This is a genomic window from Sorangium sp. So ce176 (assembly GCF_051519835.1).
GTDB lineage: Bacteria > Myxococcota_A > Polyangia > Polyangiales > Polyangiaceae > Sorangium > Sorangium cellulosum_G.
In genome coordinates this window covers 1926263-1942719 of sequence record NZ_CP150371.1, presented here as the reverse complement: position 1 = coordinate 1942719, position 16457 = coordinate 1926263, and the positions used below count along the sequence as shown (strand labels likewise).

The window sequence follows — 16457 nt, the reverse complement described above, 5'->3', positions numbered from 1 at the left end:
AGGGGTGCGGCGCAGCGCGATGCGGGGCGGCCCGCTCGATCAGCTCAGGCCGCCACCAGCCTCTCGAGGAGCGCCGACCCGCCGCTCTAGCGTCCCCGGCGCACGACCCGCGCGATCTTGCGCGTCAGCACGTCCGGCGCGACCGGGTAGCGCACCACATCGGCGGCGCCCGCCGCGACGAGGGCGTTCATCCGGTCCGAGGAGAGCCCCGCCGCGCACACGACGGCACGCACCCCGGGCGCCGCGCGGCCGAGCGCCTCGAGCAGCGCGCACGCGGCGTCGACGTCCGCGCCGGCGTCGATCACCGCCACACCGAACCCCGACTCGGCCAGCGCGGCGGCGTCGGGCACCTCGACGAGGTGGATCCCCTGCGCGTCGAGCCCGATCTCGCACGCCTCGCTGAGCCCCTGCCCCGCCGGCGCGATCCGGAGCAGCGCGACCGCTTGCTCCGGCGCAGGTTCCTGTCGCGCCGCCTCGCTGTCCGACCAGGGTTGTGCCCGCTCGCCACGCCCCTCGACCGGCACGCCCCCCTTGCGCGCGGGGAGCCGCCGCGCCTCGGCCTCCCGCGACATCGCCTCGTCGAGCCGCGACCGCGCCGCCGCCGCGCTCTCCGGCCGCCGCTCCGGCAACTTCGCCAGCAGATCCAGCCGGAGCCGCTCCAGGAGCGGCGGGACCGGCGGCGCCCCGGGCGGCCGGGCCAGGGGCGGCGGGATCGAGAACATGTGCATCGCCATGAGCTCGATCGCAGGCAGCCCGGAGAACGGCGGCTTTCCTTGCAGCAACACCGTAAGAATACAGCCGCACGCGTAGAGGTCGGAGCTCGGGCCCACCGCGAGCGAGCGGCATTGCTCCGGGCTCATGTACTCCGGGGTGCCAGCGATCATGTCCTCCGACGTGAGCGTCGGCCCGGCGTCGAGCGGGTCGTCCAGGTGCGCCAGGCCGAAATCGACGACCTTGGCGACGCGCTGCCCGTCCTGCTCCGCGAGCAGCACGTTCTCCGGCTTGAGATCGCGGTGAACGATGCCGCACGCGTGCGCGGCGCCCACGCCGTCGAGGATGTCCGCGAAGATCGACGCCACCTCCGCGAGGTCCGGGAGCTCGCGCGGCGCCCGGAGCCGCGCGGCGAGCGACTGGCCCTTGAGCAGCTCCATCACGAGGTAGATCACCCCGTCGTCGCCGTCCTCGTCGCCCCCGAGATCGAGCACCTTGACCACGTTCCGGTGCACGAGCCGCGACGCGGCGCGCGCCTCGCGGAGGAACCTCCGCCGGCTCTCCGGCAGCGACGCGATGTACGGGTGCATCGTCTTCACCGCGACAGGAACGCCGAGGAGCACGTGCTCCGCCTCGTAGACCTCCCCCATCCCGCCCGCGCCGAGCAGCCGCACGAGGTTGTACTTGCCGCCGAGGACCCGCCCGACGCCCGCCCGCGACGACGAGCCCGCGCCGGGGTCGTCCGAGGGGAGCGTCTCCGCCGCCGCGGCGCCCCCGGGCGGACCCCCTGGCGCCCGGACCAGCGCGGTGTCCGGCAGGCGCGTGTGCGCGCCCTTCAGCACGGTGCGGTCGGCGTCCTCGCCCCCGTCCGGGGGCCGCCCGGCGCCGTCGCCCCCGCTCACGGCGGCGCCTCGCGGAGGCCGATCGCGATCTGCGCGGTCGCCGGGCCCTCGCCCGCCCCGCGCCACGGGCTCACCCGCACCGACAGCGCCCCGAACAGCGCGCCGCCCGCCTCCGCGCCGGCCGACAGCGCGCCGAGCACGTCGTTCGCGCCGCCGTCCCGGTGCACGAGGTGCAGATCCAGCGCGCCGTGCAGCCGGAGCCACGGCGCCGCGTCGGCCGTGCCGCCCGCCACCAGGAAGCCCTGCGCCGGCGGCGCGGCCAGCTCGCCGCCGCCCGCCGCGCCGCCCTCGCCGCCCGCTGCGCGGATGCGGACGCCGGCGTTGACCACCCACGTGAGCCGGCCCGCCGCGCCGCCGAGCGCGACCCCGGGCTCGACCCGGACGGGCGGGCCCGCGTCGGCCAGCGGCACGCCGAGGCGCAGCGAGGGGCTGAGCTCGAACGCCGAGCGGCCGAGGCGCACGACGCGAAGGCGCGCGCCGAGCCAGCCGGCGCTGCCCGCCGCCTCGCCGTCGCCGGCCGGGCTCGAGCGGAGCGCCACGTCGAGCCCCAGCGGTCCCACAGCGCCGCTCGCGCGCACCTGGCCCGCGGCGACCCAGCCATCCCCGGCGCGCGACACGGCCGCGCCCGCGGCCACGACGGCGGGCGGCGTCGGCCCGAGCCAGAGCACGTCCGCCACCGCGGACACCGGCAGCATCGGGACGTACGCGCCCAGCACGGGCTGGGCCGGGGGCGGCGGCGCCGCCGCCCCCGCCGGCGCGGTCGGCGCGGCGGGCAGATCGACATCGCGCGTGCCGAGCACCCCGCCGCGGCCGTCGGCGACGTCGAGCCGGACGCGCAGCGGCTCGCCGGAGCGCGTCGCCTCCGGGGGCAGCGGGATCCGCGCTGTCAGCGCGCCCCCGCGGTCGCCGCCGGTGAGCGCGGCCGAGCGCACCCCGCCCGGCAGGTGGGCGATGAGCCGCGGCGCCACCCGCCGGGCGACGTCGATCCCCTCGAGGCCCTCGAGCTCGACCCGCGCCTCGAGCGCCACCCCGTCCGCCGCGCGCGAGGCCTGGATCGCCGCGCCCACCGTCGTGTACCGGACCGGGAGCGACGTCGCCGCGCCGGACGCGGCGCCGCCGCGCTCGCGCAGCCGGAGCTCGCGCGGGGCGCGCTGGAGCAGGTCGATGCGCTCGGGGACCGGTCCGAACGGCCCCCCGTCGATCGCCAGCTCGAGCGCAGGCGACGGCGTGAGCTCGACGATCCCGTACGGGCTCGCGGCGATCTCCCCCGCCGACAAGGCGACGCCCCCGGCGGCGCGCGCGGCGACGAGGTGGAACCGGCGCACCGCCCCGACGCCCAGGTACTCCTCGCGATCGATGACCCGGACCCGGAGGAAATAGGCGCCGGCCGGCATCTTCTCCGCGCGGAACGACACGACGTCCGGCTTCACCTCCTCGCGGACGACGAGGTCGTTGAACTCCGGGTCGCGCGCGACCTCGACCCGGTAGCCGGCCGCCTGCGGCGCCGGCTTCCACGACGCCGACAGGACGCCGAGCCCGGCCGGGGCGAGCGCGATCGTCGCGACCTCCGCGGACGTCGACGCCGTCCACTCCGGGCGCGGCGGCAGCGGGCGCGGGCGCGCGGGCGGCGCCCTGCCCACGAACCGGGTGCCATGGTCCTTCGGGACCACGACCGAGAGGCCGCCCGAGGTGACGTCCGCCTTGCCGTCGAACACCGCGACCGTCGTCCGCTCCCCGCGCCGCTGCACCACGGTGTCGCGCGACGACGCGCTCACCCGGCCGCCCCCGCTCGCGACCTCGACCGTCTGGCCGCGCAGCGCGGCGAGCGCCGCCTTCACCTCGCCGTCCGAGAGCTCGACGGCCGCAGGCGGCGTCGTCGACACCCGCGTCCGGCTCGCCGTACCGTGGATGACGACGAGCGTATTCGGCGCGAGCAGCACCCGAGTCCGATCCACAAACTCGATATCTGCGCGCCCCTCGTCCAGCGTGTTGACGCTCGAGTTCGCGAGCAGCGGCATCCCCGGAGTCGCGGGCGACCAGGCGCCGCCCGCCGGGCGCGCGCGCACGTCGGGGCGCATCGCGCGGATCTTCGCGTCCGGGATCGACGTCACCTCGGCGGGCAGGACGAGCGTCAGCCCCTCGGCGAGCGTCGCGCCCGGGCCGCACGCGACGCGGTTATATCGCTGGATCAAGCCGACATGGCTGGACGAGCCGTAGAGGACCTTCGCGATGTCATCGCAGGTCTCTCCGCGCTGCACGCCCCACTGGATGACCGCCTCTGGATATCCGGGCGTCGGCTCTCTGCCGCTCGCCGCGCCGACGTAACCAACGTGGCTGGCGCAGCCGAGGAGCACCGCGATAGCGACGGACAGGCCATTTGACGATGCCACGCCCGCGGCACGCTACCGGATCGAGATCGGCGTTGCAAGGGACCAGGCAATGGGATACGAGCAGACCGATGGCGTATTGGTCGGCGCGCGTCATCGCGCCCCTCCTGGCCTCCCCGCTGCTCGTCGCCGCCTCGTTTTCCATGCCGGCCGCGGCGCAGGAGGCCACCGCGCTCGACAGGCTCGCTCCCGCGCCCGCGGGCGACGGGCTCTCCACTGTCCCTTCTGCCGGCGTATCGGGCGATCTCCGGCCGGCGGTCGGACTTCTGCTCTCGTATTCTCATCAACCGCTCAGTGTGCGCGGGACAGAGCCTGGCGGCGGGGCGGCAACGTGGGTGGACCGGCAGGCGATCCTCCATGCGCTCGCGAGCGTCGAGCTCCTGCGCCGGGTCAAGCTCGACCTCGACGCGCCGTTCGTGCTCGATCAGGGCGGCGCGCCGCCCGCGATCGGGGACATCCGCGTCCCGGCGCCCGCCGGCGGCATCTCGGTGGCCGATCTCCAGGTGGGCGGACGGGTGGCGCTGCTGCCGCAGGAGGGGCTCCGGCCGGCGGCGGCGCTCGGGCTCTCGGTCTGGCTGCCGACCGGCGACGAGGCGGCGTTCTCCGGCGCGGGCGCCGTGCGCTACGCGCCGCGGGTGATCGTGGGGGCGGAGCACCCGGGCTTCCGCTGGTCGGCCTCGGCGGGGGGCCGGTTCCAGCAGGCCTCGGGGGACAGCCTGACCGGCAGCGAGGTCTTCCTGGCCGCGGGCGTGGGCGTCCGCAAAGGCCCGCTGCAGCTCGGGTCGGAGCTCTCGATCTGGGCCGCCGCCGGTGACGCGCGGGCGGTCGAGGTCCCCGGCCGCGCGGGCGTGGAGGACGTCAAGATCGAGGTCCCCGGCCGCGCGGGCGCGGAGCTCCTGCTCACGGCGCGGTGGTCGCTCGGCCCGCTCACGCTCGACGCGGGCGCCGGCCCCGGCTTCGGCAAGCTGCCCGGCACGCCGAAGGCGCGGTTCTTCGCGGCGCTCGGCATCGCCGCGGACGTCGTGCCGGCGCCCGCCGCCGCGCCGGCGGCCGCCGCTGCCGCGCCGGCGGGGCCGGGCGGCGATCGCGGCGGCGCGGCGCGCGCGGCGGCGCCCGTCGCCGACCTCGACGGCGACACGGTCCCCGACGCGGAGGACGCGTGCCCCCGGGTCATCGGCGAGGCGCGCCCGCCGGCCGCGGCGCCGGGGGCGCGGCCCGCCTTCCGGCGCGGTTGCCCGCCGGACCGGGACGACGACGGCATCTACGACGTCGACGATCGCTGCCCGGACGTGCCGGGGGTGAGCAGCGCGGCCGCGGACGACGCGGTGGCCGCGCCGGAGGGCTCTGCGAACGCGGGGTCCCGACCCACGTCGAAGCACGGCTGCCCCGCGGACACGGACGGCGACGGGATCCCCAACGCGGCGGACGCCTGCCCCTACGAGCGCGGCAAGCCGAGCGAGGATCGCGCGACGCACGGCTGCCCCTTCGCGGTGCGCATCGAGGGCTCGCAGATCGTCATCCTGCAGCAGGTCCAGTTCCCGACGGGCAGGGCCGAGATCGAGCCGGAGAGCTTCGAGCTGCTGTCCGAGGTCGCGGCGGTCCTGGAGGAGCACCCCGAGATCGCCCGGGTCGCTGTCGACGGTCACACGGACAACCAGGGCGCCGATCAGGCGAACCTGAGGCTCTCGCAGCGCCGTGCGCTCGCCGTCGTCGCGTGGCTGACAGCGCACGGCATCGACGCCCGCCGCCTCGAGGCGCGCGGCTTCGGCGCGCGCCGCCCGCTCGCCGACAACCGCACCAGCGAGGGCCGGGCCAGGAACCGCCGGGTGGAGTTCCAGATCCGCAAGCGCACGGACGAGGGCGCGGCCGGCTGGAAGGACGGGCCCCTTGAGTGAAGCGCCGGCGCGCGCCGAGGCCCCGGCGTGAGGGCGCTCTCGCTCAGGACGAAGGCGATCGCGCTCTTCACGGCGATCGCGCTCGTCCCCGTGGCCGCCGCCGTGGCGCTCCTCGCCGACGTCAACCGGCGCGCCGTGCGCACGTCCGAGGAGAGCCTGCAGGCGGCGATCCTCTCGGAGGTGGCCTCGGCCGCGATCCAGCGCGTCCGGGATGTCGAGAGCGACGCTGTCGCGGCGGCGGCCATCTTCGGCCACGCGGCGGGCGGCGCGATCCGGGACGAGGACGCTGTCGCGTCGGTGCGCGCCCTGGTCGCGACGCGCGCGCTGATCGACGCGGTGCGGCTGGAGGTGCCCGACGCGGGGATCAGCACCGTGATCCGCAAGGCGTCGACCGGCGCGGACGTGCCCGCGGCGCCGCCGGCGCTGCGCAGGCTCGCCGACGAGCACGGCGTCGGCTTCGACGTTGTCGGTCCGGCCCGGGGCCTCCTGGTGGCCCGCGTGCGGTCCCCGGGCGAGGCAGCGGGCGCGACCGGCGGCGCGGCGCCGCCTCCCCCGCGCGGGCCGGCCGGCTACGTGGTCGCGCCGGTCGGGCTCGACGCGCTCGAGCGCGACCTGGCCGCGATCGCCGAGCGCCGCTTCGGCGGCCGCGACGTGCGCCTGCTCATCGCGGGGCACGATCGCCGGGCGATCGCGGCCTTCAAGGTCCCGGGCGCGGCGCCGGGCAGCGACGTCTCCGCCTTGCCGCTCTGGGGCAAGCTCCCCCCGGGCGCCGTCTGGACCGACAAGATCAGCGTGCTCGGCCCGCACGACGAGGGCGGCGAGCGGATGATCGGCGCCATCGAGACGCTGCCCGACCTCGGCTGGGCTGTCGCTATCTGGCGCCCGGAGCCGGTGGCCTTCGCTGCGCTCGACGAGATGCGGCGCCGCGGCGTCGCCGTCGCCGCGGGCGCGCTGCTGCTCGCGATCGCCCTCGCGGCCTTCACCGCCCGGCACGTGACGCGCCCGATCCTGCACCTCGTCGCGCAGGCGCGGCTCATCGGCGCCCGGCGCTGGCGCGAGATCGCGCTCGACGACGCGCAGCCGGCCCGGCGCGACGAGATCGGCGAGCTCACCACCTCGCTCCGGCGCATGGCCGCGGACCTCGAGCAGGGCGAGGCCGACATCGCGCGCGAGGCGAAGCTCCGCGGCGACCTCGGCCGGTTCATGGACAGGGCCGTCGTCGACGCGATCGTCCGCGGCGAGCACCCGCTCGCCCTCGGCGGCAAGCGGGCGACCGTGTCGGTGCTGTTCGCCGACGTCGTCGGCTTCACGCCGCTCGCCGAGTCGCGCGACGCCGAGCGCATGGTCGCCCTCCTGAACGAGCTCTTCTCGATGCTCACCGAGATCGTGTTCCGGCACGGGGGCACGGTCGACAAGTTCATCGGCGACTGCGTCATGGCGGTGTGGGGCGCCCCGATCCCGCAGGCGGATCACGCGCGCCGCGCGCTCGCGGCCGCCGAGGACATGATGCGCTTCCTCGAGACGGCAAACGAGGAGTGGCGCGAGCGATACGACATCGAGATCCGCCTCGGCGTCGGCGTGAACTCCGGAGAGGCGATCGTCGGCAACATCGGCTCCGACAAGCGGATGGAATACACCGTGATCGGCGACGTGGTGAACGTCGCCTCGCGGCTCGAGGCCCTCGCGGCGCCGGACCAGGTGCTCGTCTCCGAGGCGACGAGGCTCCTCGCGGGCGACGCCTTCCCCCTGCGCGCGCTCGGCGAGCGCAACCTCACGGGGCGCAAGGCGACAACGGCCGTCTATGCGCTCGATCCGGGCTGAGGGGCGGGGCGCGCCCGCCGGGCCTCCGGCGAGCGCGGCGGGCGGGGAGAGGTCTGTCGCGGAGGCGTGAGGCGCAGCGCCGGGCGGCGCGGGCGGGAGGTCAGCCGTGCACGGCGTTGATGATGCCGTCGAAGAACTCGGCGCAGCCGATGGCGTCGAGCATCCGGCCCCAGTGGAGCGCGTCGAACGGCTGCGGCAGGCCGTGGTTGGTCAAGAGGACGCCGATGATCTCGCGATCGGGATCGACCCACATGAACGTGCCGGCGCCGCCCGCCTTGCCGTACGAGCGCGGCGACAGGCGCATGCCGCCGCTGGAGAACCGCCTCGTCCAGAGCTCCCAGCCGAGGCCCTTCGGCGTGAGGAGGAGGTTCTCGATGGGCGATGTGTCTGTCGCCGCCTCGGTCACCTGGGGCGTGTTGTTCCGCTTCATGCGGCGGACCAGGTCAGGCCGCAGGATCTCGGCGCCGCCGTAGGCGCCGCCGTTCAGGATCATCTGGCAGAAGACGGCGACGTCCCTCGCCGTGGAGAAGACGCCGTCGCAGCCGGTGACGCAGCCCAGCGCCCAGTCCTGCTCGTCCTGCACCTCGCCCCGGACAACGTAACCCCGGAGGTCGGAGTACCCCGTGGCCGCGACGCGCTCGTGGAGCTCCGGGGGCGGGTTGTACATCGTGTCGTTCATGCCGAGAGGCCTCCAGATGCGTGTGCCCGCGACGGTATCGAGATCTTGCCCCGCGGCGGCCGCGATCATGCGTCCGAGGAGGCGGTACGTGAGGTCGCTGTAGAGCACCGACGTCCCCGGCGCATACTCGAGCGGCGTCTCGGCCATGAGGCGCCAGACCGTCTCGTCGTCCGCCACGTCCAGGAACCGGTTGTCCACGGGCAGACCGGCCGAATAGCGGAGCATGTCGTGGACGGTGATGGCCCCCTTGCCGTTCGCGGCGAACTCCGGCAGGTACCTGGCGACCGGAGCGTCGAGCGCGATCACGCCCTCCTGGACGAGCGCGAGCGCCGCCGCGGCCGTCGAGAGCACCTTGGTCATCGACTGCAGGTCGAAGATCGTGTCGGGCGTCACCGGCTCATCGGCGCCGGCGACCTTGGTACCGAACGCGCGGTGCCCCACGACGACTCCATGGCGCGCGACCAGCGCCGTGGCGCCGGGGAAGAGCCCATCGCTGACCCGGCGCTGGATCCGCGCGAAGACGTCCTCCAGCCGCTCCGAGCTCATGCTCACGTCCTCGGGCCGACCCGCGGTGAGCGTGGTGCAGTACACGCCTCTCCAGGCATCCGAGCTGCCCAGCGCCGGCGCCGTGGCTGCCACCATGGCGAGCTGGGTCATCCCTTGCAAGAACTGCCTGCGGTCGAACGCTCGTCGTTGATCGATCATGGGTATTACCAACCTTGCTTTCATCAAGAACAAAGGATTCCACGGCGTCGCCCCGGCAGCGCCGGAGGACTGTTCAGCGTGGGCGTTCGCGATGAATGGCAACATGTACGCCAGCGCTACAGGTTTCCCCTCCCACGGCCTGCGTCACGAACAACACCCGCCATTGCGCTGCCTTTTCAGCCGAGAGGCCGGGCGGGCCGCGTCCAGTTGAGTTGGCACGACGGGAATCAACGCGCAATCGATTGCGGGATGACGCAAGTGGATGTGCGCTCATCTCGACATCCTGGACGACAGCGGACGGGCGTGGACGCATGCGCAGCACGGTTCCGACCGCGCTCTCAGGCGAGGGTGGACACTTTCATTCGAGCGCCGCTCCGCCGGCGCTGCCGCGCCGTCCGGCGGCCGCTCGTGCGGCTGGATCGACGCGGACGGCACCTCTCGAGGTGCGCCCCACGATGTCAGACGGCCAGCGCGAGGCGACGCCTCCACGCGAGCTGGCTCGAGGGCGGCCCCACGCTCTGCTCGCCCCCCCGTCTGCCGCGCTCATTCGCCGATTCCGATCTGTCTCCTGTCAAACAGCTCTCGTGGCTGCGTGGATCGATTGGAGAGCAGCATCAAGGGCTCACTGCCATGGCAGGAGCTCGACGGAGCTGCCTCTCGCGCCGCCGCCGCGCGCGGCGCTACCGTCAGACCCTTTGACCCGTTCGCGAGGGTGGGTGACCCGCCCGCGCCGAGCAGGCGGCTCCCCGGGCCAGCGGCGCCTCAGGACCGAGCCGCACCATCGACCGCCGGTGCTCCGCTGCCGGCGCTGCATGCTGGGGCATGCACCAGCGCGCCTCGGGATGCTCCTGCATGCTGGGGTATGCACCAGCGCGCCTCAGGATGCTCCTGCATGCTGGGGTATGCACCAGCGCGCCTCGGGATGCTCCTGCATGCTGGGGCATGCACCAGCGTGCCTCGGGATGCTCCTGCATTCTGGAGCACGCACCTGCATGCTGGAGCATGCAGCAGCCCCCCGCGGAGACCCATGCTGCCCCGCGACGTCGACCGGCTCCCGCCGCGCGAGAGACGGCCGCTGAGGGCGCCGATCGCGCTGCTACAGCCCATATCGCGGCCAGATCGCGTCGCCGTCACATCCGATGAGCTCGCCAGCGGCTCGCGGACCAGGCGGCATGAAGGTGACCGCCACGGGGCGATGGCGTCGACGCGCCGCAGGCGTCCTTTGCGCGGGAAAGCCTGCGTCGCGCAGCGGCATCGACCGATGAGCCCGCCGGGGACGATACGGCCCATGACGTGAAACGACCGCCATTCAGTCAAGTGGCTTAAACGACCGCCGTTCACCGAGATGGCATGACGCGGCGCACGCGCCGCTTGCCGGCAAAACCTTTCATGTTATCATGCCAGTCAACATCGACAATCCTGTTCGCGCCACGTCGAGACATCATCGACCTCGCGTAGACTATTGTCTCAGTGTGGCAGCACGGTGGGGCACGCCTGTCGCTCGATCCACACGGAATGAGAACAGAGCTGACAGCAGCGTTGAACTTCTTCGCCCCGGCTCTCGACTTGGCGGCGACTCCATACTTGGCATCCTACGTGAATAAGCACCGATGCGAAGACGAGACGGTCTTCGGCAGAGCGCACGAGCGTCGGAGCAACGCCAGACATAAATAAGCATTGAAGCCGGCGCGCACGATCCTACGCATCGCGCGCCGGGCGGGAGGGCTTCTTCAGTGAAGCTCGCTCGGCACAACCATGCTGTTCGAAGCCGGCGCGAGAGCGTCGGATGGCGACCCCAGGTCGAGATCGATCGATACGGACGCGCGCATCGGACGACCCGAGCCGCCCGAGCACACGATCGGTTGGATGGATTGGTGACAGGCTGTTGACCGGCGCTCAGCGCTCGAAGCAAACAAAGCTGACTGAAACCCCCAAGTTCGAGGACAAAACAACAATGAAGTCGCTCAAGTCTCGCGTTCTCTCCGGTGTTGGCGCTGCGCTCGTCGCTCTCAGCCTCTCGGCCCCCGCGCTTGCGTCGTGGGACGCTCCGGTGAAGGCCGACGCCCCGGACTACACCAACGTGGCCGCCGGGCTCGTGTCGGTCGCCGCCCAGCTCACCGACACCCTGGACCTGAACGATGAGGTCATCAACGCCGAGCACATCAAGATCGTGTACCTCCAGGACGTCCTCAACGACGCCGATATCGATATCGTGGAAGACACGCTGAACAACCTCATCCTGAACCTTCAGATCCTCAACCTTCAGAACGTGCTGAAGGACGTCGACGTCGCCAACGGGATCGAGATCGGCGACGTCCTCAGCAACAACGACGTCGACGTGAGCGACGTCGTGGGTGTGAAGGTCTTCGACGTCAACGGCATCAAGAAGCTGCTCGTGTTCGTCAAGTGAGGCGGACCGCGCGACCCCGCGCGCAGCGCTGACAGCAGAGAGAACGAAGCCCGGGAGGTCGGCCGCCTCCCTGGGCTTCGCTCGTTCAAGATGACCGACAGCCCGGTCATTCTGACCGGTCAGCGCGGCGCGCCGCCTCGCTCGAGGGCCGCGAAATCCGGGCGATCGCCGCTTGGCCTCCGGGGTGCTCTCGCACGCCCCCGTGGTCCGCTCGCCCCGCGGCAGCCCCCCTCGGGCTGCCCGGCCGAGGGGCCCGGGAGGCAACTGCGATGCATCATCGGATGGACGTGCTCTCGCCCGCGTTTCGAGCGAACCCCTATCCCCATTACGCCGAGCTCCGGCGCGCGGCCCCTGTCTGCCAGGTCGAGCCCGGCGGGATGTGGGCCGTGAGCCGGTACGAGGACGTGCTCTTCGTGCTGAAGACCCCCGAGATCTTCTCCTCGCACGGCTTCAAGGCGGCGTGGCAGCCGCCCTGGGTGGGCTACAACCCGCTCGCCAACTCGATGCTCGCCCTCGACCCGCCGGCGCACACGCGGCTGCGCGGGCTCATCCACAGGGCGTTCGGATCGCGCACAGTGGCCCGGCTCGAGCCGCGCGTCCGCGCCGTCGCCGAGGAGCTCGCGCGCGGCCTCGCGGGAGAGGTCGACTTCATCGACGCCCTCGCCATGCCGCTGCCCGCCTTCGTTATCGGCGAGGTGCTCGGGCTCGACCACGGGCTGCGCGCGCGCTTCAAGCGATGGGCCGACGACATCCTCTCGATCACGCCCGCGCCGGCGCCGCCCGCCCACGCCGGCCGCATCAGGACGACGATCGCGGAGCTGACCGGGTACCTGAACGACGTTGTCGCGGCGCGGCGCCGCGCGCCCGCGGACGACACGGTGAGCGACCTGATCCGCGCCGAGCTCGACGGACAGGCGCTCACCGACACCGAGATCGTCGACTTCCTCGTGCTCCTCCTGCTGGGCGGGCTCGAGACGACGACCCACCTCCTCGGCAATGCGCTCCTGTTCCTCGCCGAGCACCCGGACATGATGCGACGCCTGCGCGACGCGCCCGACCTCGTGCCGCTCTTCCTCGAGGAGCTGCTCCGGTACGACGGTCCGAGCCAGTCCGTCCCCCGGCTGACAACCCGCGACGTTTCCCTCGGCGGCGCGGCGCTGCCCGCCGGGGCGCTGGTGCTCGCGCTCGTGGCCTCGGCGAACCGCGACGAGCGGCAGTTCCCCGATCCGGACCGGTTCGACCTGCACCGCGGCTCCCACGGAGGACTCCAGTTCGGACACGGCATCCACTTCTGCATCGGCGCGGCGCTGGCCCGCATGGAGGCCCGCGCGGCGCTCGAGGCGCTGCTCGCGCGGTTCGCCCGCGTCGAGCGCTGCCCCGGGGAGATCGCCTATCACCGCACGCTCACCGTGCGCGGCCCGGTCGCCCTGCCGTTGCGGTTCATCGCGGGTTGACCCGCGTCAAGCGCCCTCCCGCCTGCTCCGCTTGACAGGAGGACCGCTCGCGCTATCCTCGTCGCACCGGTCAGGAACAGGATCCGTCATTCCACCGACCGCCGAGTCATGACGGGCCGCGCACGCGCCAGGCGACGATAGACCCAAGGAGGTCCCTGAGCTCTCACGGCTCGGGATGATGAGGTCGCCCCATGCGAAAGGCGGAAATCGACGCCCTGGTGCGCGCGCACCGGGGCCGCGCCCGTCCCGTCGCGTTCTTTCATGTGCTTCGCCAGCCGGCGCTCGAGCCGGACGATCATGCCTTCCTGTCCGAGCACATCGAGGAGCTCGGGACATCCGATCTCCTGCGCTGGAGGGCGCGCTGCGAGAGCGGCTTCAGCGGGCCGGTGATCCAGCAGCTCGCGCGGCTCGCGATCCGGGATCCAGCGCACTTCCAGCACGAGGTGCTGAGCGTGCCGCGCCTCACCCTCGACGAGGAGGAGTGGATCGAGCTCGCGGATCTCGTGCGCGGGAAGGTCCCGGCGGCCATTTACGAGCGCGTGGTCGCGCGCTGCTGGCGCGAGCCTGTGCAATGGGAATCCGGGTTCGTGCTCTCGCCGGGGGCCTACCGGGGGCCGGCGCCGCTGCTCGACGGGGACGAGCTCGACGGGCTGGACGCGGAGCGCCCGGCGCTGCGCGACATGCCGATCGCGAAGATCCTCGCGGCGCGGCGGGCGGGGGTGCTGTCGATCGACGACGGCGCGCTGGCGGCGCTGGCGATGGAGCGCGCGCGCGGGTCGGACGAGGACTGGAGCGTCGATATCCCCCATTTCCCCGCCGTGCTCCGGGACGCGATCCTCGAGAAGGCGCGGCGGACGCCGCGAGGCTCGGAGCGGGCGAATATGCTCGGCTGGCTGGAGGCGCACGGCGTGGCGCGGGCCGCGCTGCTGGATATCGCGCTCGGGTCGGTCCGGGCGGGGGGCGACGCCTATGCCGTGCTCCCCTGGCTCGCGCGCCAGCTCACGACGAGGGCCGCCTGGGACAGGCACGGCCTGGAGACGCTCTCTGCGCTGATGTCGCGGCGCGCCTTCTCGGAGATAGGCGAGCTCGTGACGCTCGCGTGGAGCGACGCCGGCCAGGGCGGCAAGGAGGTCTCCCGCGGCTTCCTGGAGGCGATCCAGGTCGCCTTCGCGCAGGTCTTGCTCGGGATGGCGCGCGAGGCGCTCGCGGCGGGCCACCAGGCGGGCGCGGCGGCGGCGCTGTCGGCGCTCGCGTGCCTCGACCCGCCCTCGCGGGTGAGCCGCGCCGTCCACGAGCTCCGGCGGATCCCCGGCGCGAGCCAGGACGTCGCGGAGCTCATCGCGGTGAACGAGCGGCTCGTGAAGCACAGCGACGCGCGCGACGCCTCGCTGGAGGGGTTCGTGGCCGCCCTTCACGCGATCGCCGACGCGTCCTGCTGAGCGCCGCCGGCGCGTCCTGCTGAGCGCCGCCGGCGCGGCGGTCGGCGCCGCCCCGGCGGCGACACCGCAGCGCGCGGCCTGCGGCGCGTGAGGTGATGCGGAGCGCTGGCGCGTGGGCGCGCCGGCGAGCCGGCTTCCTTCGCCGCGAGGGCCGGCGGTCGCCTTCGCTTCGCGTGCGGTCGTCCGCCGCTGCCTTCGCCCTCGATGCGACGGCGGCTGATCGCCTTCGTTTCCAATGCGGGGACGGCCTTGCCTCCCCTCGAACGTCGACTCTGGAGGAGCACGCCGATGGCGTTCATCAACTATGCGAGCCGGGAGATCTACTGCAAGATCGTCTATTACGGGCCCGGGCTCGGCGGGAAGACGACGAACCTTCAACACGTGTACGATCGGACGGTGCCGAGCGCCAAGGGGCGGCTCATCTCGCTGAAGACCGACAGCGATCGCACGCTGTTCTTCGATTTCCTGCCGCTCGATCTCGGGGGGCTGTCCGGCTTCCGGACGCGCCTCCAGCTCTATACCGTGCCGGGTCAGATCTTCTATCGAGCGAGCCGGAAGCTGATCTTGAAGGGGATGGACGGCGTCGTGTTCGTGGCGGACTCGCAGCGCGCCCGGCTCGACGCGAACGTCGAGTCGATGGCCGACCTGTGGGACAACCTCGCCGAGGAGGGCCGCTCGCCCGGGCGGCTGCCGTTCGTGATCCAGTACAACAAGCGGGATCTCGACGGGATCGCCGATGTCGCGGAGCTCCGGGGGCTGCTCAACCCGACCGGAGCGCCCGAGTTCGAGGCCGCGGCGTCGCGCGGGCGCGGGGTGTTCGACACCCTGCGGGCGATCGCGAAGCTCGCCCTCAAGGAGATGGAGCGCCGCCAGCGGTAGGGCTTTCGCGCGCAGCGCCGCGCGCGCACGAGGACCTGGAGTCAGCGGCCGAGGGACAGGCGGCGCGAACCCGGCCGGCCCCGCCGCGGGGCCGCGCGGGCCTGTGGGGGCGAGGCGCTCGCGCCCGGGCGCGTCCCCGCGACGACGCGAAAAAAAAATGCGCCGCCGTGTCGATCCGGCTCGCCCCCGTTCGTCGCCCCGCTGAGCGCCGGGGTTCCTCCCGGTGACGACCCGTTATTTTCCTGTCGACCTGGAACCGAGGAGAATGTGGCGATGCGTTTCATGATCATGCACAGGACCGACGCGCAAACTGAAGCCGGCGCGCTGCCGAGCCCCGAGTTCATCGCGCGTGTGGGGCAGATGGTGGGGGATCTGGCGAAGACGGGGGTGCTACGCGGCGGCGAAGGGCTCCGCCCGAGCTCGCACGGCGTTCGCCTCCAGTTCTCCGGCGGGCGGCGCACCGTCACCCGGGGGCCCTTCGGCGCGGCGAAGGCGCTGCCCGCCGGCTTCGCGATGCTCCGCGTCGCGTCGCTCGACGAGGCGATCGGCTGGGCGTCGCGCTTCGCGGAGGTGCTGGGCGACGTCGACATCGACATCCGGCCCGTGACCGAGGTGTGGGATCTCGGCATGGCGCCGAAGCCCGAGGGCCTCACGACGACGCGGTACATGATGGTCCACTCCCAGGACGCGGCGGAGGGCGGCGCGCCGCCCACGCCGAAGCAGACGGCGGAGCTGGGTCGGCTCGTCGAGGAGATGAGCCGGGCCGGCGTGCTGCTCGCGACCGAGAGCCTGCAGCCGAGCGCGAAGGGCGCTCGTATCGTGTCGGCCGGCGGCAAGCATACGGTGATCGACGGGCCGTTCACCGAGTCCAAGGAGCTGATCGCCGGGTACGTCATCGTCGATGTGCCGTCGCTGAACGACGCCAAGGACGTGGCGCTCCGGTATGCGGAATTCGTGGGCGACATCGAGATGGACGCCCGCGCGCTGTCCTGATGTCGGTTGGATACGGCCGGCGGGCCCCTGGACCGGAACCGAGCGCGCCGCCCTCCCGCGATTTGTCTTGACGCACTCTCACCTAGCTGAAAACGTGGCCAGGATCGTGGGAGAACCGTCTCGCCACCAGAGCGTATCGATCCCGCTGATCCCCTGATCGGGCGCGCTCCTTCGAGCCCCGA

The 16457-nt window shown here is 73.2% G+C and carries 11 protein-coding genes; 8 read left to right on the top strand and 3 right to left on the bottom strand.

Annotated features, from left to right (window positions below; translation table 11 throughout):
- Window positions 1-86: 86 nt before the first annotated feature.
- Window positions 87-1613 (bottom strand): protein kinase domain-containing protein, encoded by a 1527-nt coding sequence (locus WMF42_RS07410; RefSeq protein WP_437691143.1) that lies wholly within the window; start codon window positions 1611-1613, stop codon window positions 87-89.
- On the bottom strand, window positions 1610-4003 hold the full coding sequence (locus tag WMF42_RS07405; RefSeq protein WP_437691141.1) for a FecR domain-containing protein: 2394 nt from the start codon (window positions 4001-4003) through the stop codon (window positions 1610-1612). The genes WMF42_RS07410 and WMF42_RS07405 overlap by 4 nt, the downstream gene beginning before the upstream one ends.
- A 68-nt stretch (window positions 4004-4071) precedes the next feature.
- On the opposite strand from WMF42_RS07405, the gene WMF42_RS07400 reads away from it, so the two are divergent.
- Window positions 4072-5895, top strand: a complete 1824-nt coding sequence (locus WMF42_RS07400; RefSeq protein WP_437691139.1) for an OmpA family protein — start codon at window positions 4072-4074, stop codon at window positions 5893-5895.
- A 27-nt stretch (window positions 5896-5922) separates the two neighbouring features.
- The gene (locus WMF42_RS07395; RefSeq protein WP_437691137.1) at window positions 5923-7716 is read left to right on the top strand and encodes an adenylate/guanylate cyclase domain-containing protein; all 1794 of its coding nucleotides are present in this window, start codon (window positions 5923-5925) and stop codon (window positions 7714-7716) included.
- Window positions 7717-7816: 100 nt separating this feature from the next.
- Here the strand turns inward: WMF42_RS07395 and WMF42_RS07390 are convergent, their stop codons facing one another.
- Window positions 7817-9100, bottom strand: coding sequence for a serine hydrolase domain-containing protein (locus WMF42_RS07390; RefSeq protein WP_061611822.1), 1284 nt, complete (start codon window positions 9098-9100; stop codon window positions 7817-7819).
- Between WMF42_RS07390 and WMF42_RS07385 the strand changes: the two genes are divergently transcribed.
- From WMF42_RS07385 to WMF42_RS07360, 6 genes are all read left to right on the top strand, one after another.
- On the top strand, window positions 9099-9311 hold the full coding sequence (locus WMF42_RS07385) for a hypothetical protein (protein ID WP_199694111.1): 213 nt from the start codon (window positions 9099-9101) through the stop codon (window positions 9309-9311). The two genes, WMF42_RS07390 and WMF42_RS07385, sit on opposite strands and share 2 nt — an antisense overlap.
- A gap of 1839 nt (window positions 9312-11150) precedes the next feature.
- The gene (locus tag WMF42_RS07380) at window positions 11151-11510 is read left to right on the top strand and encodes a hypothetical protein (protein WP_155798898.1); all 360 of its coding nucleotides are present in this window, start codon (window positions 11151-11153) and stop codon (window positions 11508-11510) included.
- 269 nt (window positions 11511-11779) lie between these two features.
- Window positions 11780-12964, top strand: coding sequence for a cytochrome P450 (locus WMF42_RS07375; protein ID WP_437691134.1), 1185 nt, complete (start codon window positions 11780-11782; stop codon window positions 12962-12964).
- Window positions 12965-13155: 191 nt separating this feature from the next.
- Window positions 13156-14403 carry a hypothetical protein gene (locus tag WMF42_RS07370; protein WP_437691132.1) on the top strand — a complete coding sequence of 416 codons (1248 nt, stop codon included), beginning with the start codon at window positions 13156-13158 and terminating at the stop codon, window positions 14401-14403.
- 288 nt (window positions 14404-14691) lie between these two features.
- Entirely contained in the window at window positions 14692-15282 is a 591-nt protein-coding gene (locus tag WMF42_RS07365; protein ID WP_061611826.1) for a GTP-binding protein, read from the top strand.
- A 273-nt stretch (window positions 15283-15555) separates the two neighbouring features.
- On the top strand, window positions 15556-16275 hold the full coding sequence (locus WMF42_RS07360; RefSeq protein WP_437691130.1) for a YciI family protein: 720 nt from the start codon (window positions 15556-15558) through the stop codon (window positions 16273-16275).
- The last annotated feature ends 182 nt before the right edge of the window (window positions 16276-16457 follow it).

Excerpts from the sequence above, each read along its gene's own strand:
- WMF42_RS07400 (WP_437691139.1), top strand. The coding sequence starts at position 4,072 with ATGGCGTATTGGTCGGCGCGCGTCATCGCGCCCCTCCTGGCCTCCCCG.
- WMF42_RS07385 (WP_199694111.1), top strand. The coding sequence starts at position 9,099 with ATGGGTATTACCAACCTTGCTTTCATCAAGAACAAAGGATTCCACGGC.
- WMF42_RS07390 (WP_061611822.1), bottom strand. The coding sequence starts at position 9,100 with ATGATCGATCAACGACGAGCGTTCGACCGCAGGCAGTTCTTGCAAGGG.
- WMF42_RS07375 (WP_437691134.1), top strand. The coding sequence starts at position 11,780 with ATGCATCATCGGATGGACGTGCTCTCGCCCGCGTTTCGAGCGAACCCC.
- WMF42_RS07370 (WP_437691132.1), top strand. The coding sequence starts at position 13,156 with ATGCGAAAGGCGGAAATCGACGCCCTGGTGCGCGCGCACCGGGGCCGC.
- WMF42_RS07365 (WP_061611826.1), top strand. The coding sequence starts at position 14,692 with ATGGCGTTCATCAACTATGCGAGCCGGGAGATCTACTGCAAGATCGTC.
- WMF42_RS07360 (WP_437691130.1), top strand. The coding sequence starts at position 15,556 with ATGCGTTTCATGATCATGCACAGGACCGACGCGCAAACTGAAGCCGGC.